Below are 23,737 nucleotides of genomic sequence, written 5' to 3' on the forward strand. Positions count from 1 at the left end.
TAAGTTCACTGCATCCTGCAGTAACGTCTGTGTGATCTGCATCATGCAGACCTTAGTTTGACTGACTACGCACATCGCTGTGCGATTTATTTAAAACTTTGAATTAACAGGTACGTTTTGTCTTGTTTAGTTTTCAAAGATCATCTCAACCTCATCTCGAGGCGACTTTTTCAGTATAACATTTCAGCGTTTTGCTGTCAAATGTTTTTTGTTTTTATTTCTCCGCCGCTGTGAGCTTTTTGGTGAAGCGCATCAGCGACGTTTAATAATATACCATGCCTATGATTCAGCGTCAACACTTTTTTTGAAAGAATATCCTCGATGATATACTTCCTGCCCTTTGGTCTCTATTTGAGATACTTCAACAAAGCCTTTTTCCGTCAGGTAATCAAGCATGACACCGAGATCTTGGGTGAAGTGCACCAGTTCAGGGTGCTGAAGCAATTCTCCAAACTGCCACATTTCTTTTTCTTTCATCACCTGAAAAAGGTGCGCAGAACCGATTTCAGCTTTTGAATGGATGAGAAAATCATTTGCTAAGAATAATAATTCGAGCCTTTTCTCCAAGCTTTCGTGACTCTCGACAAGTTCGGAATATAGCTTATATACCTGCGGCTCAATGTGACGGACCTGGTTCCAGACTGTCGTTTCGGGATAAAACCCCCGGTCGATCACTTCTATGCGGGCCAAGTGGTGAAGAGCGTGCACTACCGCATAATATGCATCCAGAAAATGATCAGCTTCAAAAAACGCTTTTCCTTCTACAAATCTTCTGATCAGCTTGCCGTATTCCATTCCGATCTTTAATTTCCGCTCGGCGAAAGGAAAAGTGCTGAGCCGGTCATTGAGTTCAGATATATATTCATTGCGGTCAAACAGCACTTTACCGTTGATGATCCAATCTATGACTCTTCTATTTGTCCCAAGCAGAATCCATTCCTGAAGCAGAGCATCCGTTACAATATGTAAAGAAGCGGTTTTGTGTTCGAATTCATAATGCTTTATAAAAAGAGGTTCATCAGCCTGTTTGACAATGACAAGCATGACCGTATCAAAGTTATCCGTGATGGATGATGCTTTACTCCTTCTCTCAATCATAAGGACGGCCAGCGTATCGGGATGACTTGCTCTTTCTTGGTAAATTGGACGGAGAAGATTGTCCATTACGATTCCTCCAATGCGATTGTTTCACTAGCTATTGTTTCTACATTTCTATGATAAAACATGAAAGTCCTTTTTTCTAAACACATTGCACTATTATAACAAATTTCCTTTCAGGTGCCATATTTATTCTTCCCTTTTCTTACGAAAACATGAAGAATATGCCATCTGTTTTGTGCTATAGTTAAACGAGAGGGGGATGGACATGGCGAAATACTCAAGCAAAATTAATAAGATCAGAACGTTTGCGTTAAGTTTGGTTTTCGTTGGGTTTATCATTATGTACATCGGGCTGTTCTTTAAGCAGTCTGTTTTGCTTGCCAGCTTGTTTATGATTCTCGGCCTGCTGTCGATCGGACTCAGCACCGCCGTTTATTTTTGGATCGGCATGCTGTCCACAAAAGCGGTCCGGGTGATGTGCCCCGCTTGCGAGAAAGAAACGAAGATTCTGGGCAGAGTGGATATGTGCATGCATTGCAGAGAGCCGCTTACATTGGATAAAGGATTGGAAGGCAAAGCGTTCGATGAGTCTTATAACAGAAAAAACAGTGTAAAATAAACGAAGCTGACCGTATCAAAGCGGTCAGCTTCGTTTAGTGGTTTTCTTTTTTGGAACATTCTTGGCAGACGCCGTAAATCTCCAAACGGTGGTGGCTTACCTTAAACCCTGTGACGTGAGCAGCAAGCTGTTCCACTTCGTCAAGCCCGGGATAATGGAAGTCCACGATTTTTCCGCAGCTTTCACAAATGGCGTGATAATGGTCAGAGGTGACAAAGTCAAATCTGCTGGACGCATCTCCGTACGTCAGTTCCTTTACAAGCCCCGCTTCCCGGAATACACGCAAATTGTTATACACTGTCGCAACACTCATATTAGGGAATTTCCCTTCCAAGGCTTTATATATATCGTCCGCTGTCGGATGTGCCATAGAATCCACGAGATATTCCAGAATGGCATGACGTTGAGGAGTAATCCGGACTCCCGTATCCTTCAACGTGTCTAAGGCTTCTTTTAATTCATGTGCAGCCATCCGTCATGCACCTCTCTTCTAAAAAAGATTCTTACTTTATAATGTTTATAATTAGTGTACATCTTTTTCCGGTCTCCTGTCAAATGTAATCTGAAGAAAACCCCGTGAGTTCAGCATTTGTCCATTAATTAGACGCAATTTGTTCCAATTCGCGAAGCGCCTCGGCAACGTGATCTTTCACTTTTACCTTTCTCCACTCCTTCACAAGACGGCCTTCTTTGTCTAACAAAAAAGTGGATCGCTCGATACCCATATATTCTTTCCCAAAATTCTTCTTCAGCTTCCACACATCAAAAGCTTCCGCCAGTTTGTGCTCATCATCAACGAGGAGCTGGAAAGGAAGATCGTGTTTTTGCTTAAATTTTTCATGTTTATCACGGCTGTCAGTGCTTACTCCGATGATAACCGCATCAAGTCCCGCGAAACTTTCGTGCTGATCACGGAAATCACATGCTTCCGTCGTGCATCCGGGTGTCATGTCTTTCGGATAAAAATAGAGAACGACGTACTTCCCTTTAAAATCCGTCAGTGCTACTTCATCCCCGCTGTCATTCACTAATTTCATATCCGGTGCTGTTTGTCCGATTTCAATCGTCATTTCTTATACCTCCGGGTTTTTTATTAAGCGTATCCAATTCACGTTAAGATTACAACCGTTATCCCCCCGCTCTTTTCTGGAAGCATGAACCGTTGTGCTCGCAATGAAGCATGCTACAATAGAACATGATGTAAGGAGATATTAGGAGGGTCATTTTTTGTATACAAAATCAGTTGAACTTCATAAGGAAGCGTTAGAGCATATCGTCGGGGGTGTGAACAGCCCGTCCAGATCCTATAAAGCGGTAGGCGGCGGTTCACCCGTTGCGATGGAAAAAGCGAACGGCGCTTATTTCTGGGATGTAGACGGGAATCAGTATATCGATTATTTAGCGGCTTACGGCCCGATTATTACCGGACATGCCCATCCGCATATTACTGAAGCGATTAAAACAGCGGCTGAAAACGGCGTGCTGTACGGGACGCCGACCAAACATGAGGTCACTTTCGCCAAAATGCTGAAGGAGGCCATTCCTTCACTTGATAAAGTACGATTCGTAAACTCAGGCACTGAAGCGGTGATGACAACGATCCGGGTTGCACGCGCTTATACAGGCCGCACAAAAATCATTAAATTCGCCGGCTGCTATCACGGCCATTCTGATCTCGTACTTGTCGCTGCGGGTTCCGGCCCGTCTACGCTCGGCACCCCTGATTCCGCCGGCGTGCCGAAAAGCATCGCCAATGAGGTGATTACCGTTCCTTTCAATGACATTGAAAGCTACAAAGCCGCGCTGGATAAATGGGGTTCAGAAATTGCAGCGGTTCTCGTCGAGCCGATCGTCGGCAACTTCGGCATCGTTGAACCTGAAGAAGGATTTTTAGAACAGGTAAATGAGTTGACCCATAAAGCGGGCGCGCTCGTCATTTATGATGAAGTGATCACGGCGTTCCGTTTTATGTACGGAGGCGCGCAGGATCTTCTTCAAGTGAAGCCTGATTTAACGGCGCTCGGTAAAATTATCGGGGGCGGCTTGCCGATCGGCGCTTACGGAGGTAAAAAAGAGATCATGGAGCAGGTTGCTCCGCTCGGCCCGGCATATCAAGCCGGCACGATGGCCGGAAACCCGGCATCTATCCTATCAGGCATCGCCTGCCTGGAAGTGCTGAAGGAAGAAGGCGTTTACGAGCGGCTTGATGAGCTCGGCGCCAGACTTGAGCAGGGCATTCTCGCCCATGCGGAGACACATGGCATTACCATCACCGTCAACCGTTTAAAAGGCGCGCTCACGGTTTACTTCACTGATGAAAAGATCGTCAATTACGAGCAGGCGGAAAATACGGACGGAGAAGCATTCGCCAAGTTCTTCAAGCTGATGCTTGAGCGCGGGATCAATCTCGCTCCATCGAAGTATGAAGCTTGGTTTATCACAACCGCACATACTGAAGAGGATATCGACGCCACTTTACAAGCCGTTGAAGATGCGTTCAGACATATGAAAAAATAACTGCTGAAACAAGCGGGAGCCCGGGGCTTCCGCTTTTTCTTTTTGTCCGATTTGTGAGATAATGGTTTTTTCAAAAAAAGACCCTTGAATAATTGGTATGATCCCTGTATATTACTTTATTGTTTAGCAAATCAGCCGACAGGGAAATGTAAGTGTCAGCCGTTCGTTCGGCACATAATTTATTAGAGAAAGGAATGCACGCACAAACCAATGAAACTTGGTGCCCGCATTTTTAAAACAGGGATTGCGATTACGCTCGCGCTCTACTTAGCATCATGGATCGGACTTCCGTCGCCGATCTTTGCCGGGATTGCAGCTATATTTGCCATACAGCCCTCTATTTACAGGTCTTTTCTTATCATTATTGATCAGGTTCAGGCAAATATCATCGGCGCTGTCATCGCTACGGTATTCGGACTGATTTTCGGACCGAGTCCGATTATGATCGGATTGACCGCAGTGATTGTCATCACGATCATGTTAAAACTGAAAATTGAACACACCATTTCGATTGCGCTCGTGACGGTTATCGCGATTTTAGAAACACCGGGAAACAGCTTCCTGACGTTCGCTCTGATACGAACAAGCACCGTTATTTTAGGCGTGCTGTCTTCTTTTATTGTGAACCTTGTGTTTCTTCCGCCGAAATACGAAACGAAGCTGACTCATCATACGGTTGAATATACCGATGAGATCATGAAATGGATCAGGCTGACGATGCGTCAGTCCACGGAACACTCGATATTGAAAGAGGATATTGAGAAGCTGAAGGAAAAGATGATGAAGCTTGATCATACGTACCTTCTTTATAAAGAGGAGAGAAGCTACTTTAAGAAAACGACGTATGTAAAGTCGCGCAAGCTTGTTTTATTCAGACAGGCGATTATTACGGCAAATCGGGCGCTTGATACGCTGAAAAAGCTGCACCGCTATGAAAACGAAATTTATCATATGCCGGAGGAATTTCAGGAGACGCTGACAGAAGAAATTGATTATCTGCTTCATTGGCACGAAAGGATTCTGATGCGGACGGTCGGCAAGATCAAACCGCATGATGACGATGCTGAAGAAAGCATAAGATATAAACAGCTTTTGACGAAGTCTTTCTTGAAAAATCAGCAGAACTGCGAGGATGAACTGCTTGATTACAATATGCTCAGCATTATGGCTGCGGTTGCGGAATACCGCGAGCAGCTGGAGCATCTCGATACATTAATTACGAGTTTTCAGACATACCACCCGAAAGACAGCGAATTAGAAACAGACGAAGAGTAACCCGGTGCTTCCGTAAAACCGGGTTTTTTTGCATTCAAAAAAACGTATGCCACCCATTCGGACGGCATACGTTTTTGTATCAGTTCAAATTCTGAATCGTAAATAAGTGTCTGTACTGGCCGCCTCGGGCCATTAATTCCTCGTGCGTGCCGGTTTCGACGACGGCGCCGTTTTCCATGACGACAATTTTATCCGAGTGCGTAATCGTGGACAGCCTGTGGGCGACGATAAAAGTCGTCCGGTTTTTCGCAAGCTTTTCCATCGCTTCCTGAATGTAGTGTTCACTTTCAAGATCAAGAGCCGATGTCGCTTCATCCAAAATCAGCAGCGGCGGATTTTTTAAGAATACACGGGCGATCGAAATCCGCTGCTTCTGCCCGCCTGACAATTTGACGCCCCGTTCGCCGACTTTGGTTTCGTAGCCTTCGGGGAAGTTCATAATAAATTCATGGGCATTTGCCGCTTTCGCAGCCGCAACCACCTCATCCAGAGACGCTCCCGGTTTACCGATGGCGATATTTTCACGAATCGTCTCACTGAACAGAAACGTATCCTGAAGCACCATTCCGACTTGATTGCGGAGGCTTCTCGCTTCATAATCGCGAATATCTGTGCCGTCAATCAGCAGGCTGCCGCCGGATACATCATAAAAACGCGGTATGAGGCTGACAAGCGTCGATTTTCCGCCGCCGCTCATCCCGACGAGCGCGACGGTTTCCCCTTTTGTCACCTTTAAGGAAACGTCCTGCAAAATCGTTTCTTTTCCTTCCTCATAACGGAACGAGACATTTCGGAATTCAACTTCGCCCTTAATGTCGTCAGCTTTTACTGCATTCGGTTTATCAGTCAGTTCATACGGCTCGTCGATAAATTCAAATATGCGGTCCATCGAAGCGATCGACTGGGTCAGCGTGGTCGATGAGTTGATCAATCTTCTGACCGGATTGTACATTCTGTCAATATAGCCGACGAACGCAACCATCGTCCCTACCGTCAGCGGACCGTTTATGACAAAATATCCCGCAAATGCGATAACGAGCAGCGGCGCCAAATCCGTAATGGTGTTCACGACCGCGAACGTTTTCGCGTTCCAATTCGTATGACGGATCGCTTTGTCCAGAAAATGTCCGTTTTTTTCATCAAAATTGGCTTGTTCATAATCTTCAATGGCGAAACTTCTGATAACGGGCATCCCCTGAACTCTTTCGTGCAAATGTCCCTGGACTTGGGCGAGTGCCTGAGAACGCTCACGTGTCAGTTTTCGGAGACGGCCGTAAAAGTATTTCACTGAAATTCCGTATAACGGAAACAAAATGACAGATATCAATGTCAGCTTCACATCGAGTGTAAACATAATACAGATGACGATCAGCACCGTCATCATATCAAGCCAGATATTCATCAGTCCCGTTATGACAAAGTCTTTTGTCTGTTCGACATCATTTATCACCCGGGAAATGACTTCGCCCGTTCTCGTGTTGGCATAAAACCTCAGGCTCAATTTTTGAATATGATCAAACAATACCCCCCTGATATCGTAGAGCACCCGGCTGCCCGTCCATTGCGCGAAGTATTGCCGATAGTACTCTACCGGGGGGCGCAGAATTAAAAACAGCACGAACATGATGCCCATTATCGTGAATAGCGATGATGTTTTAGCGCTTGCCATTCCGCTCCCTTGAATAATGTCATCGACCACGTATTTTAACAGAAGCGGGAGAGCCAGCGGGATGGAGAATTTTATAATGCCGATTAACACTGTGATAAAAATTTGTTTTTTATAAGGTTTTACAAATTGCATATAGCGTCTGATTACGCCCACACTTTATCCCCCTCTCTCTTTAAGGCGTGTGAGCCCATGTGAAAAACCTGTTGACACCCCAACAGGTTTTTTATTGTATTCTTTATTTTGTATAGCGCAGATACCGTTCATACCACATATCAACAAATTCCGGAGCAAACGGTCCTTTCCGCTGATGAATCCAGTGCAGCAGCGTATTCAGATACTCCTTCAGAATGCTGTCGATCTCTTTAGGGTAATTCATTGATTTGCGGTGGTCATCGTATTCATCCTCGTCAAGAATGTTATATGTCATATCCGGAAACACCTTGACATCCAAATCGTAATCAATATATTTGATGGCCTCTCCGTCATAAGCGAACGGCGAGCTGATGTTGCAATAATAGTGTACCCCGTCATCTCTCAGCATTCCGATGACGTTAAACCACTGACGGGCATGAAAGTAGCAGATCGCCGGTTCTCTCGTCACCCACGTCCGTCCGTCGGATTCCGTCACCATTGTCCGGTCGTTAGCTCCGATGATACACAATTCCGTACTTTTTAAAATCGTCGTTTCATTCCAAATTCGATGAAGCAGCCCGTTATGCTTATAGCTGTGAATTTGAATGGTTTCTCCTTCCTTGGGATATCCCATATTTCTCCCCTACTTTCTGTAAAGCCCTGCAGTCAATGCAGCCGCAATTGCTTTCCGACAAGTCTTTTCACTATTATAACGTTACGAATTAAAAAATGAAAATAAAAGAACCACTCCGCTTCCGGAATGGCACATTCATTTCTGCACATAGGAAGACGGCTTTTCCGTGCTGCGATAAGACTGGATGACTTGCTCTGTCTGCCTTTGGAATAACTCCTGTATGCCGGCCAGGTCTTTTCGCTTTGTCGCAATTTCGTCCTGTACATTGTCCAGCTTTGCATCTCTTTCCAGACTGATGAGTTCCGCTTCCACCTGCCGGCAGCGGTCAAGTTCTGACTGCAGCTCGAGAAGCTGATCCATGATTTTCATCTGTTCACTTACAAGCTTTTCAAACTCTGACATCGGGTTCCTCCTTAGGCTTTTAGGTTGATACTCCTTACCATTTCGATTTTACGCCGGAAAACCCTTTGACTCATTCTGTAGAGGAATCACAAGTTTTGTCGTTTTGGCAACAGAAAAAAGCACTTCCATCCGAAGATGAAGTGCTTTTTCGTTTCAGTGATTAGCTGTTTTGCTGTTTGTTTTGTTCAGCAGATTGGTTTTGCTTTCTAACCTGCTGCGCATCAGTTTCACTGCCGAATTCAGTGCCGTATTGACCCTGACCGGAAGCTGATTGCTGGTTTTGTTTTTTCACCTGCTGAACGTCTGTTTTGCTGTATTTTGAGTTTGCCATTGTTATCACCTCCACGCACTTTAGAATGCGCAGGAGACGATAAGGCTATTCATCTTTTTTAAAACTTATACGAGCAGAGAGCGTCCGCCGTCAATAATGATGGTCTGGCCGCGGATCATGTCCGCTTTTGAAGAAACTAAAAACTCCACCGTGTCGATCATATCTTTGATCTCGACCATTCTGCCGGCCGGCGTATTTTGGCGGGCATCTTCCAGCAGTTCATCTCTGTTAGGGAAATGCTTCAGCGCGTCCGTATCAATCGCTCCGCCTGACACCGCGTTTACGATGATGTTTTTCGGAGAAAGCTCAACCGCCAGATAACGGGTTAACGATTCTAAAGCGGCTTTTGAGACACCGACCGTCGTATAGTTTTCAAGATAGCGGATGCTGCCGAGCGAGCTGATGCTGACGATGTGGCCGCCTCCGTTTTTCTCCATCATCTTTGCCGCTTCCTGGGCGCAGAAAAGCAATGCTTTCGCGTTGATATTCATCGTCCAGTCCCAGTGTGTTTCTTCGAGTTCCATAACCGGTCTCAGCACGCCTGAAGCCGCATTATTGACGAACACGTCCAGTCTGCCGAATGTTTCGTCAATCTGGTGAAACATGTCTTTGATTTTTGCCGGCTGGCCGACATTAGCTTTAATGACGAGCGTTTTAACGCCGAGTTTTTCAATTTCTTCGGCGGTTTCTAATGCCGCTTTTTTACTGCGGGCGTAATTGATGACGATATTGTATCCTTTTTCCGCGAGTCTGATGGCGGCTGCTTTCCCGACGCCTCGGCTGCTTCCCGTGATCAGTGCGCATTTATTTTGTTCCATTTTTCCTCAGCTCCTTGCTGTGTATAGTTCTTTTCATTCAACAAACAATAAAAGCAATATGTGTTGAAAGGGGTCTTTTATATGTATGTCGGACGTGATATGGGCGAATTGGCCATGATGCCCAAACAAGATTGGAGAGATTCAGAGCTCGCCTATTTCCATCATGCCTTCCAGCAAATTATGCCGTATTTAAACGAAGAAGGCCAGTCCAAATACCGGGAACTGATTCAGGAAATCGAAGCCCGCGGCGGACTGAAACGGAATGAAGCGGATTACGGCCACGGCACTCGCGTCAGCTATGACTGACGCTCTTTAGCGGCCGCTTTCTTCCGCCATTTTCCATATCTTTTGATGGGAAACGGGAAATGCGTATTCCTTGAGCTCCTCTTTTGTGACCCGTATGAATTCCGTTGTATCCGACACTTGTTTTACTTTACCGAAAAAGACCGAAATATTCCAGACGAGATGGGTGAAAACATGTTCTACGATGCCTTCCAGCTCCCCGATTTCAGCGGTTATTCCCATCTCTTTTTCTAAATAGGCTTCAAGCTGCTCTCTTTCGGTTTTGATTCCTTTCTGGGTTTCGGTATTCGGAAACTCCCACAAGTTGGCGAGCAAGCCTTTTGGCGGCCGTTTATGAATATAGACATCGCCTTGATCGTCTGTCAGCACAACGGCTGCCATTGTTTTTATTCCGGGCTTTTTCTTTTTGCTTTTAACGGGCAGCTCCCGCTCTGTCCCTTCCGCAAATGCCGAACAGTGCTTTTGTACGGGGCAAAGCAGGCATGACGGCGATTTCGGGGTGCAGATGATCGCGCCGAGCTCCATTAAACCCTGATTGAATTCAGATGGTTTTTCATGAGAAATGAAAGCGGATACCGCCTGTTCGAAAATGGTTCTGGTTTTAGGTTTTGCGATATCGTCCCATATGGAAAGAATTCTCGACATGACACGCATCACATTGCCGTCTACGGCGGGAATCGGTTTGTTGTATGCGATGCTGAGCACGGCGCCTTTTGTATAAGGGCCGACGCCTTTCAGTCCGCCAAATTCCTTTTCCCCGGCAGGGACGACTCCCCCGTACCGCTCATGCACTTCTTTTACGGCACTTTGCAGATTTCTTACACGGGAGTAATAACCTAGCCCTTCCCAGGCTTTGAGCACTTTTTCCTCATCGGCTTCAGCGAGCGCCGAAACGGTCGGAAATTGCTCAACAAACCGCAAGAAATAAGGAATAACGGTATCTACGCGCGTCTGCTGCAGCATCACCTCTGACACCCACACCCGATACGGGTCCTGATTTTCTCTCCACGGCAGAATTCTCTGTTCTCTTTCGAACCATGTAATTAAGTCCTCGCGAAATTTGTCTATATCTTTTTGTTTCATTTTTTCTTCAAGTGCGTTCATATCTTCTCCTCAGATGTTTCGGGTTCCGCTTTTCTTGACACTGTATTTTGGTGTAAACTAAGGGCACGTTACGATAATATGTTACATTAAATAGTGATAAAGAAAAAGCGGAAACATATGAGAACGGCGGATAAACGCCATGATTGGGCAAACAGAAAATGGGGAATATCTTATAATGCGAAATATGCGGGCGGCTGATTTTTAACGCCTGCTAGGAGGTCAACAATGGATACTGGCACTCACGTTGTCATGGGTATCGCGCTTGGCGGAATCGCAACTCTTGATCCTGCCGTCGGCATGCACACCCCCATGTCTCAGGCAGTTATGATCGCCGCGCTTGCCGGCTCTCAGGCACCTGATATTGATACCATATTGAAGCTGAAAAATAATGCCGTTTATATTCGAAATCATAGAGGATTCACGCACTCCATTCCCGCCGTATTATTTTGGTCCGTTCTGATTCCGGGCATTTTGTTTATGTTTTATCCGGAAGCGAACTTTTTGCACCTGTGGCTGTGGACGCTTCTGGCTGTCGTTTTGCATGTGTTTGTTGACATTTTTAACGCGTACGGCACACAGGCCATCCGTCCGTTTTCGAGAAAATGGATCGCTCTCGGTTTAATCAATACCTTTGATCCGTTTATTTTCGTCAGCCACTTGGCCGCGATTGCCGTGTGGTATATCGGAGGTCATCCGGGCGTGACATTTCTGATGCTTTATATCATCCTCGCAGGATATTACGCCGTCCGGTTTTTGATGCAGCTGCGGATAAAGCGAAGGCTGCGCGAAATGATTGAAGAGGAGATTGAAACCATCATTATTTCGCCGACGATGAAATTCAGGCAGTGGCGTATCGCCGTGACGACGGCGCATGCCTTTTATGTCGGCAGAAGCCTTGACGGCCATGTCGTGATATTGGATACATTCAACCGCGTGCCCGTTCCGGAAACCGACGTGATGAAGGCCGCGAAACAGGACGAAAATATTGCAGCCTTTCTTTCATTTTCCCCCGTTTACAGGTGGGAGGTCGATACTTTTAAAGATCATTATGAGGTGCGCTTTATTGATTTGCGCTACCGGAGCAAAGGCCACTATCCTTTTGTCGCCATCGTCCACCTCAGTCATGATTTAGAGCTTCTCTCTTCCTACACGGGCTGGATTTTCAGCGAGGAAAAACTGCAGAAAAAATTAAAGCTCGGCTCTGTTTAAGAGCCGGGCTTTTTTTGTCTTCTCACATATATAGCGGCAAACACGAGGCTGATCACCGATAGAGCGGCCGCGGGTTTAAAAAACGGCGGGTAATACGTTAATTGAATATCGTTTTTTCCTTTTTGCGCTTTAAATCCGATAAAGGAATAATCCGCTTTTTCAATCTGTTCTTTTCTGCCGTTTATCTTCAGCTCCCAGCCTTTTTCATATGGAATCGGAAGCATGATATACGGTGCGCGGGTTTTGTTTTCATACGAGATATGAAGCGTATTTCCGCGCCATCTGAGATCGGCCCGCGGTTCTTTTTCCGCTTTTCGGTATGCGTTTTTCAGCGTATCGTACCGTTCTTCGTAAAGCGCCAGTCTGTCAAGCTGATACGATCCTTTCGGCAGACGGATTTGGATGTTTTTTGTTTTCGGCACTCTGACAGTAAGATCGTTGACACCTGTTTTGTAAATGGATTGATTCGATTTTCTCGTTGTCGTGTAATCGTTCACTTTTAATGTAAAGCCCTGGTCCTTCGCTTTATTCTTCAAATAAAAGCTGACGTAATAATCGCCGCCGTCCATCTTAGCGGCTTGCGGCGTAATGATCAGGCCGCCGCCGTCTTCGTTTACCGTCAGGATGCCGTTATGATAATCGCCATGTTCGGCCGCTATCTCTGCATGGCGGATCATATTTTTCGCCTCAGGCGCTTTTTTCGTGTTGGCTGCGCTTGATTCCGTGATGATCCCGTCAAGCATTGCCCGTTCTCTGGCAAGGGCGGGCGCTTTTTTCAGGCCGTCCTCGTTATATATGCGATCAGCTGTCCGTACGAACGGAAGCATATATTGATTTTGATAAACCGCATAATGGGATGATTCCATGATTTTTTTGAACCCGTACGGCACGCCGGCCTCGTTTGTTTTTTCCGTCATATAATATTTTCCGTAAAGCAGGCTGTATAAATTAGCCCTGTTTCCTAATGTCGCATAGCGGCTGACGCTTTCTCTGCCCATATCAATCCGGAGATCGTTCCAGTAAAAGGACAGCAGATTGCGGTTCAGGATGCTTGAGTATACGCTGAATCCGTTGAACCCGTAAATGATCGGGGTGTTATTGAAAACACCGTTCATCCAATCTAAACGGGCAAACGGATCAGGGTCTTTTTCTTTCAGACGCTGAATAAGCTCTGTTTGTTCTTTGCCCTTATAGTCAGGACCCGTCATAAAGGTATGCGATACCGTATAAATCTTCCCGCCTTCTGATAACGCATATTTTTCATATGTATTAGCCGTCAGCACCGCCGTCAAGAGAATGACGGCATAGACGGCGGGCACCGCGCCTTTCAGTCTTGTCTTTGCTGCAAGGAAAGCGGCAATGGTCAGCCCCAGAAGGAGCAGGATAGGCAGGTTGGCCTGATCAGAAATATCCAGGCTGAACCGTCTCACTTGGCTCCAATAGAGCAGAACGGCGAGTACGGCGGATATCAGCATACTCTTCATGCTGATGTCTGAAAGCTTAGAAAGCCCTGCTGCAACCGTTCCGGCAATCGTGAAGCACAGGACGTATTCAAACCTGTTTTGCGGAGCTGAAAAACCGTTAAAGGCGCTTGCCGCAAACGGACTGAAGTGAAACAGAATGTACAGCAGACTGATTCCCGCAAACAGCCGGAACAGCCGGTTTTTATATAAAGAAAATGTAAATAGAAAAAGCAAAAAAACCGCCGGCAGAATGATTATCCGGCTTGAAAATAAAATGTTGTCGGAAAAATCAAGCCATGCAATTTGCTCTGAATACGGCGGCCGCAGATTATGAAGATATCCGTATACGACAGGGATAAAGGAGACTGCGCTTATGCCGAAGCCGAGCAGACCTGACAGAATAAACATTCTGCATTGAGTGAGCTTTTTGGCTTCATTGTCTTCAAGATGAATGATCCATCTGAATAAGATGTAAATGCCGATGAAAATCAGATTAATATATGCAAAATAAAAGTTGTTGATCAATGTCAGCGCACAGGCGAAGATAAACCACGCCGGCTTTTTTCCCCTGATGATTTTTTCCGCGCCGAGCACGAGCAGCGGCAGCCACACCATACTGTCAGTGAAAAAGTCCCAATACACCTCATGCCGGAAGTAGATAATCGAGACCCCGTACAACACGGCGCCGGCAAAAGCAGGCACCGTCCGTTTGACGAAATAGCGGAACACACAAGCCGCCGTGAATATGATGAAACTCTGCTTGGCGATGCTGATAAAAACGGAGGCCTGCGCCCAAAACAGCGCATCAGCCTCACCCGTCAGCTGAATAAGCTGCAAAAAGCGGACAGCGGCGGAGATAAACAGGAATAGAAAAGAAGTAGAGAAATAATAGCCGAGCTGACTGTACACTCCCCCGCCCAGTCCGAACGAATAGCTGTAAAACAGCCTGCCGTTCATATATTGATCAAACAGCAGCTTTTTGAAGACCGCCATTTGGGCGATCCCGTCTCCAGACCCCGTCATATAGCGGCCTGCCGACCACTCTTTTAAGAAAAAAATATGAGCGGCTGCCGCAGCCAGCACACAGGCTGCCGGCAAGATCCATTTATTTTTTTTCATACAACGTCCCCAGACCCTGCGCACAGCGGCGGCTGTTTAATGGTTCCACTTGCGCTTTTTTGTATAATTCGTTTCATTTTGTTCTCCGTACGTTATATTCGCTTCTTTAATTAAATAGTGCGGGCGTTTTTTTGTTTCATAGTAAATCCGGCCGATGTATTCTCCGATGATGCCGAGACTCAAAAGCTGGATGCCCCCTAAAAACAGCACGGCGGAAATAATGGTGAAGTATCCGGGTACGGACACGCCGTGTGTCAGAATATGAACAAAGGTCGTTACAATATAAACCATCGACAGAAGCAATATCAGAATACCGGTGAAAAAGCATACCCTGAGGGGCTTGTTGTTGAAGGAGACGACACCGTCCATTCCGTAGTTGAACAGATTGCTGAATGACCATTTGGACGTGCCGTTCTTCCTTTCGACATTTTCATAAAATACGATTTTCTGGTCAAACCCGATCCAGCAGAACAGCCCTTTCGAGAAACGGTTCCCTTCACTCAGCTTCAAAAGGGCATCAACGGCCTGCCGGCTCAGCAGGCGGAAATCTCCGACCCCGTCACGCAAGTCCACTTCGACGGCTTTGTTGATAAATTTATAATACAGGGAAGAAAGCACGGAACGCACGGGGCTGTCCCCTTTTCGGTTGCGCTGCGCGATGACTTGGTCATACCCTTCTTCATAGCCTTGAATGAAGTCTTTCAGGAGATGGGTCGGATGCTGCAGATCGGCGTCCATCACGATTACCGCTTCGCCCTGCACGTGTTCAAATCCTGCCAGAATGGCCGCTTCTTTCCCGAAGTTGCGGGAAAAAGATATGTATTTGACGCGATGGTTTCTGGCGGCCAGTTCTTTAATCTGCTGAAGGGTGTCATCCGCGCTTCCGTCATTGATGTAGAAAATTTCATAGTCATAATGAATCGTCTGAAATTCTTTTTTTAAAGATTCATGAATGAGCTTGACGTTGTTCCCTTCATTGTAAGACGGAATAATAATTGAGATTAACCTTTGTTTCATGAAGGCACCTTCTTTGTATTATTCTTTTTTTAGGACGGCCTTAAAGGAATTGTCCGCAAAACTTCAGTAAGGCTTTTCCTTTTTTTAATGACGTTTAAACCCTTTTTTTGTTACAGAGAAAGAAATTTTTTTCTGCATATGGTTTATATTTTGTCATGTTTTTCGGCAGATATGAGAAAAAAAAGAAAAAGTCTGTACGCGGGACAGACTTTATTGCTGAAGGTATTCATGAATCAAATGGCTGACGATGCGCGGTTTTTCGTGAATGACCCAATGTGAGGCATCATCTATGAAGATTAAGTCGCCGTTTGGAATCATCCGTTTTGTTTCCTTGGCGAGCTTTTTGCTCAGCGCGCGGTCGTTGACGCCCCATATTAACCGGTACGGAACGGGCATTTTAAGCGGAACGGCAGGGCCTAAACCGCCGGCTCTGATCGCCCGGTACCAGTTCAGCATCGCCGTGAGCGCTCCTTTTCTGCCCCATGCTTCTTTGTAGCTGTCGACATCTTCCCGTGAAAAAAGCGCCGGGCGTTCGGATAAGCCGATCGCGTGATCCAATACGCGGTAATCGTCTTCAGACAATCTCCGTTCCGGCTTTTCCGGAAGCTGAAAGAAAGCGATATAAGAGCTTTTCTTCCACTGCGGCGGGTAGAACGGTGTGACCTTCCGCATAACCGCCGGGTGCGGGATATTGACCGTGATCAATTTTTCAACGTATTGCGGCCGCGTGGATGCCAAATGCCAGGCCACGGCTCCTCCCCAATCATGTCCGATGACGACGGCTTTGTCATTTGTAAAATGAGTGATCAGCCCGATAATGTCGTCTCTGAGCGTATCAATGGTATAGTTTTCAATGCCCTCCGGTTTGTCACTGAGATTATAGCCGCGCTGATCAGGCACGACAACATGGTATCCGGCATCCGCCAGCGGTTTGATCTGACTCTTCCAGCCGTACCAGAATTCCGGAAACCCGTGCAGCAGCACCGCCAAAGGACCGTCTTTCGGACCGGCTGAAGCCGTGTGCAGCGTCACTCCGTTTGTTTCGATCATGTGAAACGTAATGTCATTCATCGATTCTCCTCCCCGTTTGTTTCAATCTTCTTTCTGTTAAGACGATGATCAGTACGCTGATCGCAATCAACAATACGGCCTGAACAATCAGGGCGAACGGCTGAGTAAGCCGGATAAGCAGGCTGCCCGAAAATCCAGCTGCCGCCGAAATAAGGCCGAACAGAATCATGAGGAGCGCACTGAATCGATTGCCTTCTTTCCACTGCGACTCATCCGCCATAGAGCGCTTCGTCCGATATCCGTACAGGCTGTTGATCGACTTCGGCGGAAAAAATGTGACTGAAATGCCGGCCGCAGCCATCAGAAGGCCGCCGATCACCATTATCATATCCATCACTCTCCTTTTCATCTTTTACGAAAGGAAAGGCGAAAGGTTTCAGAAAAAAAGCAGGCTCATTCGCCTGCCTGAATCTTTATTTTTGAGTTAAGTCGGCCGTTTTCACATAACCTGCTTTCCCGCCGTATGTGATGTACGCCCATTTACGGTCAAACCCTCCGTCATGGCTGAACCCCCAGCCGAGCACATTGACGGTTTCACCCGCTTTAACGGACCCTTTTTTGCCGGTTTCCAAAGTCGGCGTATAAAAATCGGTTTGTTTCGCGGTCACCGCCTTCACCGGCTGCTTCATCAGAAAATGCGTGGAAATATAGGCTTTGTGACCTTTGTAGTCAATTTCAGCCCAATCTGCTCCTTGAAGCCGTTTAACCTTTACGGAATCCTCTGAACGAAGCGTGCCGATAATCCGCCCTTGTTTATTGGGTTCTTTGCGGACATTAAGTTCTCCTGCTTTCACGATATATGTATCTGCTGCGGTGTCTATTTTTGTCTGGTGAACTGCTGCGGCATTCGCTGCCGGATCAAAAAAAACGGTGCCTGCGGCTAAAAATAAGCAAAGTCCTGCGGCCGGAATAAATGCGGTTAACCCCTTTTTCATGTTCATTGTGGTTCCTCCCCGCTATTTTATAAGTTATTACACATTTCCACATTCCGCCGGTCGTCAAACATGATTTTCCCATTTCTTTTATAAAAAGAAAAAACCGCCGGACGGTATCCGGCGGGCGCACTGCTATATTAATGCAGGAGACCCCTGCTTTGATCCAAATAATGAGAAACGTCTTCCCGAACGCTCTGGAACATATGGAGCTTGCTGCCGTATGATTCGATCCATTCCTTGACGACGCGTTCCGTCATTTGCTCTCCTTGATACGGGCGGCCGGCTTTTGCGTAAGTCGCTTCGAAATCTCCCCATAAAAGCTCAACCCAAGTCCGCGCTTGCAAATAGCTGAGCATGTCATTTTTCTCAAGCAGCAAATTCGTCAGTTTGTCGATATATGTATTCATGTCTCTGTCTCCTTTCCTTGGGAAAACCTGCTGCTTTTACGCAGCTCGTCACAGGCATATACTAACTTTACGTCTTCAGTCCAGAAGGCGCAACCTTTTGATATTGGCCGAGGGGGAAAACAAATGGTCCGGAACAAGGCAAAAGGATTTCCTAATCAGAACAATAATAAGTTTGAAGGCGAACCGCGGGCAAAGGATGACTACGCTTCTAAACGGGCGGACGGTTCAATTAATTCGCACCCGCAAGAGCGCATGAGAGCTTCAGGCAGACGATAACACACACCGTAAGAGACCGGGAATGACCCGGTCTTTTTTTTTTGCGAAAAAAAACATCCTCTTGCGGTCATAACGCTAAATAAATTCCATAATATGTTAAATGTTAAAACGAAAGCCGGTAGACAAAAAAGGAGGGGTTTTATAAAATGAAGACAGTTTCAAAACGATTGCTGAGCCTTACCGCATTCTTACTGTCAGTTTCATTATTTGCTGTTTCAGCTGAAGCAGCGGGCAGCCCGCAGACATCTGTATCAAACAGCGGTGAGGAGTTTGACGCAAATCAGAATCAGCCTGTACAAACAACACAGACATCCCCCGCTTATGAAGGAACGGGCCTCACCAAAAGACAGCTTGCACAAAACAGCAAAGCTGACATCAAGTCATTAAAGCCTTCCAGTATTATTGGGACAGACGAACGAATCAGAATTTCTCCCACAACATCATTTCCATATCGCGCGACAGCACAGCTGACCGTTACATACAGCGGCAGCACAAGCACCTACGGATGCACCGGTTTTTTTGTCAATGCCGACACGATCGTTACGGCGGGACATTGCGTGTATGATCAGAAAAACGGCTGGGCATCGAAAATTACGGCAGCTCCCGGCCGCAACGGGTCATCGTACCCGTACGGCTCTTATTCAGGCAAGACATTCTACAGTGTCAAAGGGTGGACAGAAAACGGTGACACAAACTATGATTACGGCGCAATCAAAGTAAACGGATCGCCCGGGAATACTGTCGGCTGGTACGGCTACCGGACGACCAACAGTTCCAGTCCGGCCGGGCTTTCCTCAACCGTGACAGGATATCCGTGCGACAAAGTGTCCGGTTCCATGTGGTCGGACAGCAAGCCGATACGTTCTGCCGAGACATATAAACTCACTTACACGACAGATACGTTCGGCTGCCAGAGCGGATCGCCCGTTTACCGCAATTACAGCGACACCGGCCAGACCGCCATTGCCATTCATACAAACGGCGGGTCGTCTTACAATCTGGGAACAAGGGTGACAAACAGTGTATTCGACAACATTCAATATTGGTCAAATCAATAAAGCTTTTGTTATCTTTCTCGCGGCGGCCGTTTTATGCGGATGCGGCAAAGCGGATGATTCCGCCGCCAAAAAGGCAATGCCCGTTACACTCCATGTTGAGCATGCAGACGGTTCACCGGCGGCCGGTGTGACGGTTACCGTGATGAAAGCGGCGGAGTCAGATCATCAGCCGAATATAGACCGCGGAGAGATAATAGGCAAGACTGATCACCACGGCGATATTGCATGGAAAAGCGGCGCGAAAGGAACCTATGCCGTCGTTTTTGAAAAAGACGGAGTACCGGAAACCCGGAATATTTCCTTAGCTGAGAGTGATAAACATACGGTGATCAGTTTTACATTGAAACACTGAAAAAAGCTTGCAGGCGGAATATCCCCTGCAAGCTTTTTGTTATCCTTTATGCACTTGGTATTCATAAACATCTTTCTTCTCAGACAGATGAGCGAACGTGGAAAGCACAAGGCCGAGAGCCGTCATCAGCGCACCGCCGGCAAACAGCCATGAGTAAGATCCCGTTCCCCCGAGAATCAATCCGCCGATCCAGGCGCCGAGCGCGTTTGCCAGGTTAAAGGCGGAAACGCTCACCGCAGCGGCTATTGTCGTGCCGTTTTCAGAGGAAGAAATAACCTTGGTCTGCAAAAGCGGCGGCGTGCCGAACGCACAGGCGCCGAACAAAAATGTCGCTGAAACGGCGGCGGCGGGAAAGACAGCGATATAAGGGAAAATCGCCAAGACGCCGATCAAGCCGATCATCACACCGATCATCGTGCGCGTCAGCAGTTTGAGCGGCACTTTCCCCGCGAAGAAATTCCCCGCCACTCCGCCGAGACCGTAGGCAAATAACGCGCCTGTGATGCCGACTGTGCCGAACCCCGCTGAATCTCTTAAAATCGGCTCAATAAACGTGTAAGCGATAAATACGCCTGAGTAGCCGAGAATGGTGATCGCAAAGGAAAAAATCACTTGTTTATGCTTAAAGACACTCCATTCATTCATCAGCATCGGAATCACTTTCGGTTTTCGGTTCGGTACGACCAGCATCAGGCCGATCAGTCCGATCAGGCCTAAAACGGAAATAATGAAAAAGACGGCCCGCCAGTTAAGGGCATCCCCTAAATAAGAGCCGAACGGAACGCCGAGCATCAGCGCCACGGTTAATCCGCCGTTCATGGAAGCCGCGGCGGCGGAACGTTTTTCAGGCGGCACCATTTCACTCGCAAACACCATGGCGATCGCAAAAAAAGCTCCGTGAATGGATGCGGATAAAATTCTGGAAATCGCCAGCACGGCGAAGTTCGGCGCAAAGACGCTCATCAGGTTGGCAAGGACGAAGATGCCCATCAACCCTAGCAGCACCGGCTTTCTCGGCAGCTTAACCGCGATAATGGTTACGATCGGGCCCGTCAGACAGACGCTTGCCGCGTACGCCGTAACAAGTATGCCCGCTGAAGATACATGTATATGAAAGTCATCGGCAATCGACGTCAGAATACCCATGACAGCATATTCCGTATACCCGATGGAAAATGTGCAAATCATTAAAACAAAAATCATTAATTTCACAGATGGCTGTTTCATTTTGATATTCAACGCAAATCGCCTCCTTTTTATTAAAAAACAACGAATTCCATCTTAAAAGATATCAAAAATGAATTCAATCATTTTTTACTGAAAGGTTGAAACGAATGTGCCCGAAAAGAAAAAGAGGCCGGAACCGGCCTCTTTTGTTATTATTTTTCTTTTAAAACGGAAATCGGCAGTGCTTCTTCCCCGTCAGACGGGGAAGATCTTTGTCCCCAGGCGAATACGCCGTTGATGTAATCAATGCGGAAAGTGTCATCAGAACCTTCTATCTGATACACCCCGCCGGGCCGAAAGTCTTCCGGGTTCAGCATGTAAGCTTTGGCCATCGTCATTTTCCGTTCAAGCACGGCCAGTTCATTTACAATGCCCATCTGTTCCGCTTTTCGCGCTTTTTCCGTCAGTCCCGCAATTTCTGTCTGTAGTTCATGAGGCGTCATTTGACTGTATCGTTTGTCCATTTCAGTTTACTCCTCTTCCTGCAAGAATTGATCAATATCGTCAATCGAGAATCCTTTTCTGAATAAGTACTGTTTGACCTTCATTCCGCTTTCATAGCTGCCGTCATAGCGGTATTTCCTGATCGCTTTTTCCGCATGAGCCTTCAGAGCTTCCATCTCGGCTTCATCATCATTTTCATACTCCGTCTGCTCCAGAGCGGCATTGATGACGTCGAAAGGGAAACCTTTTCGCTGAAGCTGCATCTGCGCCCGCTGTCTGATCTCTTTTGTGGACAGCTTTTTGTCTTTTTTGAGGATTTTGCCGATATGTTTCAGCGCTTCTTGTATCTGCTCATCAAATGTAAACGCGCTGAGCGTCTCCTTGATGGTATCGTCGTCTATTCCTTTCGCTTTCAGCTCGCGGAACAGGACGTCAGGGCCTTTACCGTTTGTTTTTTTGTGGGTGCTCGCATAGGCTTCGGCAAATTCTTTGTCATTTAAGTAGCGGTAATCGTACAGTTTATGGATGACTTCAGAAATGACCATGTCCGGTGTTTCTTTTTTCTTCAGGTGATCCCGGACTTCTTTTTCAGACCGCATCCGATATGATAAAAATTCTACGGCGCGGTTAAAGGCTTTTTTCACGTCATCACCGTGCTGGATTTCAAGAATGTCAAGCTCGTCCAGTTCTTTCCCTTTTTTCAGGTCAAAACGCACAAGCACGTCGGCGTCGACGCTGAATGCATATTTCTCATCAAGAAAGATGTTGAAGCGCTCGGTATTTTTCTTTTGGGTCGATATTTTTGTAATAAACGGCATCCCGGTCTCCTTTCCCGCCCCGATGTTCAGGCGTTTTTCTTTTTGGCAAATGAGGTACAGTATATGTATCAACGTGTAAGGAGAGATGGATATGAATATCGCGATGACAGGCGGCACTGGTTTTCTGGGCCGGCATCTGACAGGTGTGCTTACCCGCCGGGGACATCATGTCTATATTTTATCAAGAAAACAGAGAGAAACCGAACAAAAAAATGTGACATATGTTCAATGGCTGGCCGAAAACGCGGCGCCTGAGCGCGAGCTTCCCCCTATTGATGTATGGGTGAACCTCGCCGGCAAATCCATCTTTGACCGCTGGACGGACACAACGAAAGAACAAATCATCTCAAGCCGGGTAGAAGCGACGAGAGAAGTCAGACGGATTATGAAGCAGCAGCCGAAAAAACCCCGGGCTTTAATTCAGGCAAGCGCCGTCGGCATTTACGGCACCAGCACAGAGAAAACGTTCACTGAGCAGTCCGATACGTCAAATGAAGACTTTCTCAGTCATACGGCTCATATGTGGGAGCGTGAAGGCCAGAAAATTGAAGCGCTCGGCATTCGGACGGTATATGCCAGATTCGGGGTGATGCTCGGTGAAAAAGGCGCCCTGCCGCTCATGGTTCTTCCTTATAAGCTGTTAGCCGGAGGCACCGTCGGCTCTGGACGGCAGTGGCTGTCATGGGTTCATGTCGATGACGCCGCGGAACTTATTGCTTTTGCGGCGGAGCATGATGACTTGTCCGGTCCCATGAATGTGACATCGCCGAACCCCGTAGAAATGAAGCAATTCGGAAAGACGATCGCAAGCGTCCTGCACCGCCCCCATTGGATTCCCGTACCGGAATTTTTTCTGGAGAAGGCCTTGGGAGAAATGAGCCTGCTGATCGTAAAAGGCCAGCGCGCCCTGCCTAAGCAGGCGCTGACATCCGGTTTTCAATTTACGTATGAAGAACTTGAGTTGGCTTTAAAGGATCTCTTATCTGCATAAAAACGGAAATAAAAGCCAATCCTATTGGTATTCTGTTTTGAAGGAGGGTCTTCTTTTATGGAAAAGAAGCGCGAAAAACATCAGCAGGGAGCCAATCTGAAAAAAATGCAGGAAGTCCTTTATTCCGGTGAATTCAAAAAAGCGGAAAGAGCAGCCAAACGGAAATAAACTGAATAAAGATCGGGACCGGGCAGATACTATGTTTGTTTGATATCACTTTTTTCAGGGGGCGATTGATATGGGCAGAAATCATACTCACAAAAACCGTGATAAAAACAAACAAAAACTTCCTCAAGTTCCGGATGCTTTGAAACGCGAAACAGACGGCACGTACGAGGAATATTCAAGCGAGCTTGCTGATTCCGCTGACCGCGAAGCGCAGGCGCGGATGAAAGCCGCTGACAACAGAGCTAAAAGCAAAACCCGCTAATACGAAATCCCCGCC

Annotated in this window: 28 protein-coding genes and 1 pseudogene; 11 read left to right on the forward strand and 18 right to left on the reverse strand. The window is 46.9% G+C overall.

What is annotated here, in order from left to right; translation table 11 throughout:
- Positions 1-279 precede the first annotated feature (279 nt).
- On the reverse strand, positions 280-1,164 hold the full coding sequence (locus ACWJJ4_RS16820) for a nucleotidyltransferase-like protein (RefSeq protein WP_454021822.1): 885 nt from the start codon (positions 1,162-1,164) through the stop codon (positions 280-282).
- 202 nt (positions 1,165-1,366) lie between these two features.
- Between ACWJJ4_RS16820 and ACWJJ4_RS16825 the strand changes: the two genes are divergently transcribed.
- Positions 1,367-1,720 (forward strand): YgzB family protein, encoded by a 354-nt coding sequence (locus ACWJJ4_RS16825; protein ID WP_007408568.1) that lies wholly within the window; start codon positions 1,367-1,369, stop codon positions 1,718-1,720.
- A 34-nt stretch (positions 1,721-1,754) separates the two neighbouring features.
- Here ACWJJ4_RS16825 and perR read toward each other — a convergent pair whose 3' ends face one another.
- Complete coding sequence (gene perR / locus ACWJJ4_RS16830; protein WP_003155465.1) at positions 1,755-2,192, reverse strand: peroxide-responsive transcriptional repressor PerR; 438 nt, start codon at positions 2,190-2,192, stop codon at positions 1,755-1,757.
- 124 nt (positions 2,193-2,316) lie between these two features.
- Positions 2,317-2,790: a thioredoxin-dependent thiol peroxidase gene (bcp, locus tag ACWJJ4_RS16835; RefSeq protein WP_146283699.1), complete on the reverse strand. Its 474-nt coding sequence runs from the start codon at positions 2,788-2,790 to the stop codon at positions 2,317-2,319.
- 157 nt (positions 2,791-2,947) lie between these two features.
- Between bcp and ACWJJ4_RS16840 the strand changes: the two genes are divergently transcribed.
- A complete protein-coding gene (locus tag ACWJJ4_RS16840) occupies positions 2,948-4,237 on the forward strand; it encodes a glutamate-1-semialdehyde 2,1-aminomutase (RefSeq protein WP_007408567.1) in 1,290 nt (429 codons plus the stop codon).
- A gap of 210 nt (positions 4,238-4,447) precedes the next feature.
- Positions 4,448-5,512, forward strand: coding sequence for an aromatic acid exporter family protein (locus tag ACWJJ4_RS16845; RefSeq protein ID WP_003155468.1), 1,065 nt, complete (start codon positions 4,448-4,450; stop codon positions 5,510-5,512).
- 79 nt (positions 5,513-5,591) lie between these two features.
- On the opposite strand, the gene ACWJJ4_RS16850 is transcribed toward ACWJJ4_RS16845, so the two are convergent.
- The 5 genes and pseudogenes from ACWJJ4_RS16850 to fabL form a co-directional block, all read right to left on the reverse strand.
- Positions 5,592-7,334 (reverse strand): ABC transporter ATP-binding protein, encoded by a 1,743-nt coding sequence (locus tag ACWJJ4_RS16850; RefSeq protein ID WP_454021823.1) that lies wholly within the window; start codon positions 7,332-7,334, stop codon positions 5,592-5,594.
- An 82-nt stretch (positions 7,335-7,416) separates the two neighbouring features.
- Complete coding sequence (ntdP, locus tag ACWJJ4_RS16855) at positions 7,417-7,947, reverse strand: nucleoside tri-diphosphate phosphatase (protein WP_003155475.1); 531 nt, start codon at positions 7,945-7,947, stop codon at positions 7,417-7,419.
- 135 nt (positions 7,948-8,082) lie between these two features.
- Positions 8,083-8,349, reverse strand: a complete 267-nt coding sequence (locus tag ACWJJ4_RS16860; protein ID WP_003155476.1) for a YgaB family protein — start codon at positions 8,347-8,349, stop codon at positions 8,083-8,085.
- Between the two features lie 160 nt (positions 8,350-8,509).
- Positions 8,510-8,662: pseudogene (locus ACWJJ4_RS16865) on the reverse strand (gamma-type small acid-soluble spore protein); the annotation flags it as partial.
- 83 nt (positions 8,663-8,745) lie between these two features.
- Positions 8,746-9,498 carry an enoyl-[acyl-carrier-protein] reductase FabL gene (fabL, locus tag ACWJJ4_RS16870; RefSeq protein WP_070081527.1) on the reverse strand — a complete coding sequence of 251 codons (753 nt, stop codon included), beginning with the start codon at positions 9,496-9,498 and terminating at the stop codon, positions 8,746-8,748.
- Between the two features lie 81 nt (positions 9,499-9,579).
- Between fabL and ACWJJ4_RS16875 the strand changes: the two genes are divergently transcribed.
- Complete coding sequence (locus ACWJJ4_RS16875) at positions 9,580-9,804, forward strand: hypothetical protein (protein ID WP_003155479.1); 225 nt, start codon at positions 9,580-9,582, stop codon at positions 9,802-9,804.
- A gap of 6 nt (positions 9,805-9,810) precedes the next feature.
- On the opposite strand, the gene mutY is transcribed toward ACWJJ4_RS16875, so the two are convergent.
- Positions 9,811-10,905, reverse strand: a complete 1,095-nt coding sequence (mutY, locus tag ACWJJ4_RS16880; RefSeq protein ID WP_070081526.1) for an A/G-specific adenine glycosylase — start codon at positions 10,903-10,905, stop codon at positions 9,811-9,813.
- A gap of 225 nt (positions 10,906-11,130) precedes the next feature.
- Between mutY and ACWJJ4_RS16885 the strand changes: the two genes are divergently transcribed.
- Positions 11,131-12,114 carry a metal-dependent hydrolase gene (locus ACWJJ4_RS16885; RefSeq protein ID WP_003155481.1) on the forward strand — a complete coding sequence of 328 codons (984 nt, stop codon included), beginning with the start codon at positions 11,131-11,133 and terminating at the stop codon, positions 12,112-12,114.
- Here the strand turns inward: ACWJJ4_RS16885 and ACWJJ4_RS16890 are convergent.
- From ACWJJ4_RS16890 to ACWJJ4_RS16915, 6 genes are all read right to left on the reverse strand, one after another.
- Positions 12,111-14,696 (reverse strand): YfhO family protein, encoded by a 2,586-nt coding sequence (locus ACWJJ4_RS16890; RefSeq protein ID WP_454021824.1) that lies wholly within the window; start codon positions 14,694-14,696, stop codon positions 12,111-12,113. The genes ACWJJ4_RS16885 and ACWJJ4_RS16890 overlap by 4 nt on opposite strands.
- Positions 14,697-14,732: 36 nt before the next feature.
- Positions 14,733-15,713, reverse strand: coding sequence for a glycosyltransferase family 2 protein (locus ACWJJ4_RS16895; RefSeq protein ID WP_003155484.1), 981 nt, complete (start codon positions 15,711-15,713; stop codon positions 14,733-14,735).
- Positions 15,714-15,923: 210 nt separating this feature from the next.
- Positions 15,924-16,784, reverse strand: coding sequence for an alpha/beta fold hydrolase (locus tag ACWJJ4_RS16900; RefSeq protein ID WP_070081525.1), 861 nt, complete (start codon positions 16,782-16,784; stop codon positions 15,924-15,926).
- Positions 16,777-17,112 (reverse strand): SdpI family protein, encoded by a 336-nt coding sequence (locus tag ACWJJ4_RS16905; RefSeq protein WP_070081524.1) that lies wholly within the window; start codon positions 17,110-17,112, stop codon positions 16,777-16,779. Before ACWJJ4_RS16905 ends, ACWJJ4_RS16900 begins: the two co-directional genes overlap by 8 nt.
- An 85-nt stretch (positions 17,113-17,197) precedes the next feature.
- A complete protein-coding gene (locus ACWJJ4_RS16910; RefSeq protein ID WP_070081523.1) occupies positions 17,198-17,725 on the reverse strand; it encodes an SH3 domain-containing protein in 528 nt (175 codons plus the stop codon).
- Positions 17,726-17,856: 131 nt separating this feature from the next.
- Entirely contained in the window at positions 17,857-18,126 is a 270-nt protein-coding gene (locus tag ACWJJ4_RS16915) for a YfhJ family protein (RefSeq protein WP_003155492.1), read from the reverse strand.
- Between the two features lie 123 nt (positions 18,127-18,249).
- On the opposite strand from ACWJJ4_RS16915, the gene ACWJJ4_RS16920 reads away from it, so the two are divergent.
- The 3 genes from ACWJJ4_RS16920 (at position 18,250) to ACWJJ4_RS16930 (ending at position 19,812) form a co-directional block, all read left to right on the forward strand.
- The gene (locus ACWJJ4_RS16920; RefSeq protein ID WP_003155495.1) at positions 18,250-18,402 is read left to right on the forward strand and encodes a small, acid-soluble spore protein K; all 153 of its coding nucleotides are present in this window, start codon (positions 18,250-18,252) and stop codon (positions 18,400-18,402) included.
- A gap of 146 nt (positions 18,403-18,548) precedes the next feature.
- The gene (locus ACWJJ4_RS16925) at positions 18,549-19,460 is read left to right on the forward strand and encodes a trypsin-like serine peptidase (protein ID WP_003155497.1); all 912 of its coding nucleotides are present in this window, start codon (positions 18,549-18,551) and stop codon (positions 19,458-19,460) included.
- A complete protein-coding gene (locus ACWJJ4_RS16930) occupies positions 19,423-19,812 on the forward strand; it encodes a DUF2606 family protein (RefSeq protein ID WP_146283704.1) in 390 nt (129 codons plus the stop codon). Before ACWJJ4_RS16925 ends, ACWJJ4_RS16930 begins: the two co-directional genes overlap by 38 nt.
- Before the next feature lie 39 nt (positions 19,813-19,851).
- On the opposite strand, the gene ACWJJ4_RS16935 is transcribed toward ACWJJ4_RS16930, so the two are convergent.
- From ACWJJ4_RS16935 to recX, 3 genes are all read right to left on the reverse strand, one after another.
- Positions 19,852-21,045 carry an MFS transporter gene (locus tag ACWJJ4_RS16935; protein ID WP_454021840.1) on the reverse strand — a complete coding sequence of 398 codons (1,194 nt, stop codon included), beginning with the start codon at positions 21,043-21,045 and terminating at the stop codon, positions 19,852-19,854.
- Positions 21,046-21,191: 146 nt separating this feature from the next.
- Positions 21,192-21,503 (reverse strand): YfhH family protein, encoded by a 312-nt coding sequence (locus ACWJJ4_RS16940; protein WP_146283705.1) that lies wholly within the window; start codon positions 21,501-21,503, stop codon positions 21,192-21,194.
- 6 nt (positions 21,504-21,509) lie between these two features.
- Positions 21,510-22,301 (reverse strand): recombination regulator RecX, encoded by a 792-nt coding sequence (recX, locus tag ACWJJ4_RS16945; protein ID WP_003155502.1) that lies wholly within the window; start codon positions 22,299-22,301, stop codon positions 21,510-21,512.
- 91 nt (positions 22,302-22,392) lie between these two features.
- Here recX and ACWJJ4_RS16950 point away from each other — a divergent pair, with 91 nt between their 5' ends.
- The 3 genes from ACWJJ4_RS16950 to ACWJJ4_RS16960 all read left to right on the forward strand — a co-directional run bounded on the left by ACWJJ4_RS16950 (position 22,393) and on the right by ACWJJ4_RS16960 (position 23,722).
- Positions 22,393-23,292, forward strand: coding sequence for a TIGR01777 family oxidoreductase (locus ACWJJ4_RS16950; RefSeq protein ID WP_025650232.1), 900 nt, complete (start codon positions 22,393-22,395; stop codon positions 23,290-23,292).
- 57 nt (positions 23,293-23,349) lie between these two features.
- Positions 23,350-23,460 (forward strand): YfhE family protein, encoded by a 111-nt coding sequence (locus tag ACWJJ4_RS16955; protein ID WP_003155504.1) that lies wholly within the window; start codon positions 23,350-23,352, stop codon positions 23,458-23,460.
- 70 nt (positions 23,461-23,530) lie between these two features.
- Complete coding sequence (locus ACWJJ4_RS16960) at positions 23,531-23,722, forward strand: YfhD family protein (protein ID WP_003155508.1); 192 nt, start codon at positions 23,531-23,533, stop codon at positions 23,720-23,722.
- Positions 23,723-23,737 lie beyond the last annotated feature (15 nt).

It is taken from the genome of Bacillus sp. JK62, from assembly GCF_053663455.1.

Bases quoted from the DNA above. Each gene is read 5' to 3' on its own strand.
- ACWJJ4_RS16820 (WP_454021822.1), bottom strand. From the start codon at position 1,164: ATGGACAATCTTCTCCGTCCAATTTACCAAGAAAGAGCAAGTCATCCC.
- ACWJJ4_RS16825 (WP_007408568.1), top strand. From the start codon at position 1,367: ATGGCGAAATACTCAAGCAAAATTAATAAGATCAGAACGTTTGCGTTA.
- perR (WP_003155465.1), bottom strand. From the start codon at position 2,192: ATGGCTGCACATGAATTAAAAGAAGCCTTAGACACGTTGAAGGATACG.
- bcp (WP_146283699.1), bottom strand. From the start codon at position 2,790: ATGACGATTGAAATCGGACAAACAGCACCGGATATGAAATTAGTGAAT.
- ACWJJ4_RS16845 (WP_003155468.1), top strand. From the start codon at position 4,448: ATGAAACTTGGTGCCCGCATTTTTAAAACAGGGATTGCGATTACGCTC.
- ntdP (WP_003155475.1), bottom strand. From the start codon at position 7,947: ATGGGATATCCCAAGGAAGGAGAAACCATTCAAATTCACAGCTATAAG.
- ACWJJ4_RS16860 (WP_003155476.1), bottom strand. From the start codon at position 8,349: ATGTCAGAGTTTGAAAAGCTTGTAAGTGAACAGATGAAAATCATGGAT.
- fabL (WP_070081527.1), bottom strand. From the start codon at position 9,498: ATGGAACAAAATAAATGCGCACTGATCACGGGAAGCAGCCGAGGCGTC.
- ACWJJ4_RS16875 (WP_003155479.1), top strand. From the start codon at position 9,580: ATGTATGTCGGACGTGATATGGGCGAATTGGCCATGATGCCCAAACAA.
- mutY (WP_070081526.1), bottom strand. From the start codon at position 10,905: ATGAACGCACTTGAAGAAAAAATGAAACAAAAAGATATAGACAAATTT.
- ACWJJ4_RS16885 (WP_003155481.1), top strand. From the start codon at position 11,131: ATGGATACTGGCACTCACGTTGTCATGGGTATCGCGCTTGGCGGAATC.
- ACWJJ4_RS16890 (WP_454021824.1), bottom strand. From the start codon at position 14,696: ATGAAAAAAAATAAATGGATCTTGCCGGCAGCCTGTGTGCTGGCTGCG.
- ACWJJ4_RS16895 (WP_003155484.1), bottom strand. From the start codon at position 15,713: ATGAAACAAAGGTTAATCTCAATTATTATTCCGTCTTACAATGAAGGG.
- ACWJJ4_RS16900 (WP_070081525.1), bottom strand. From the start codon at position 16,784: ATGAATGACATTACGTTTCACATGATCGAAACAAACGGAGTGACGCTG.
- ACWJJ4_RS16905 (WP_070081524.1), bottom strand. From the start codon at position 17,112: ATGATAATGGTGATCGGCGGCCTTCTGATGGCTGCGGCCGGCATTTCA.
- ACWJJ4_RS16910 (WP_070081523.1), bottom strand. From the start codon at position 17,725: ATGAACATGAAAAAGGGGTTAACCGCATTTATTCCGGCCGCAGGACTT.
- ACWJJ4_RS16915 (WP_003155492.1), bottom strand. From the start codon at position 18,126: ATGAATACATATATCGACAAACTGACGAATTTGCTGCTTGAGAAAAAT.
- ACWJJ4_RS16920 (WP_003155495.1), top strand. From the start codon at position 18,250: ATGGTCCGGAACAAGGCAAAAGGATTTCCTAATCAGAACAATAATAAG.
- ACWJJ4_RS16925 (WP_003155497.1), top strand. From the start codon at position 18,549: ATGAAGACAGTTTCAAAACGATTGCTGAGCCTTACCGCATTCTTACTG.
- ACWJJ4_RS16940 (WP_146283705.1), bottom strand. From the start codon at position 21,503: ATGGACAAACGATACAGTCAAATGACGCCTCATGAACTACAGACAGAA.
- recX (WP_003155502.1), bottom strand. From the start codon at position 22,301: ATGCCGTTTATTACAAAAATATCGACCCAAAAGAAAAATACCGAGCGC.
- ACWJJ4_RS16950 (WP_025650232.1), top strand. From the start codon at position 22,393: ATGAATATCGCGATGACAGGCGGCACTGGTTTTCTGGGCCGGCATCTG.
- ACWJJ4_RS16955 (WP_003155504.1), top strand. From the start codon at position 23,350: ATGGAAAAGAAGCGCGAAAAACATCAGCAGGGAGCCAATCTGAAAAAA.
- ACWJJ4_RS16960 (WP_003155508.1), top strand. From the start codon at position 23,531: ATGGGCAGAAATCATACTCACAAAAACCGTGATAAAAACAAACAAAAA.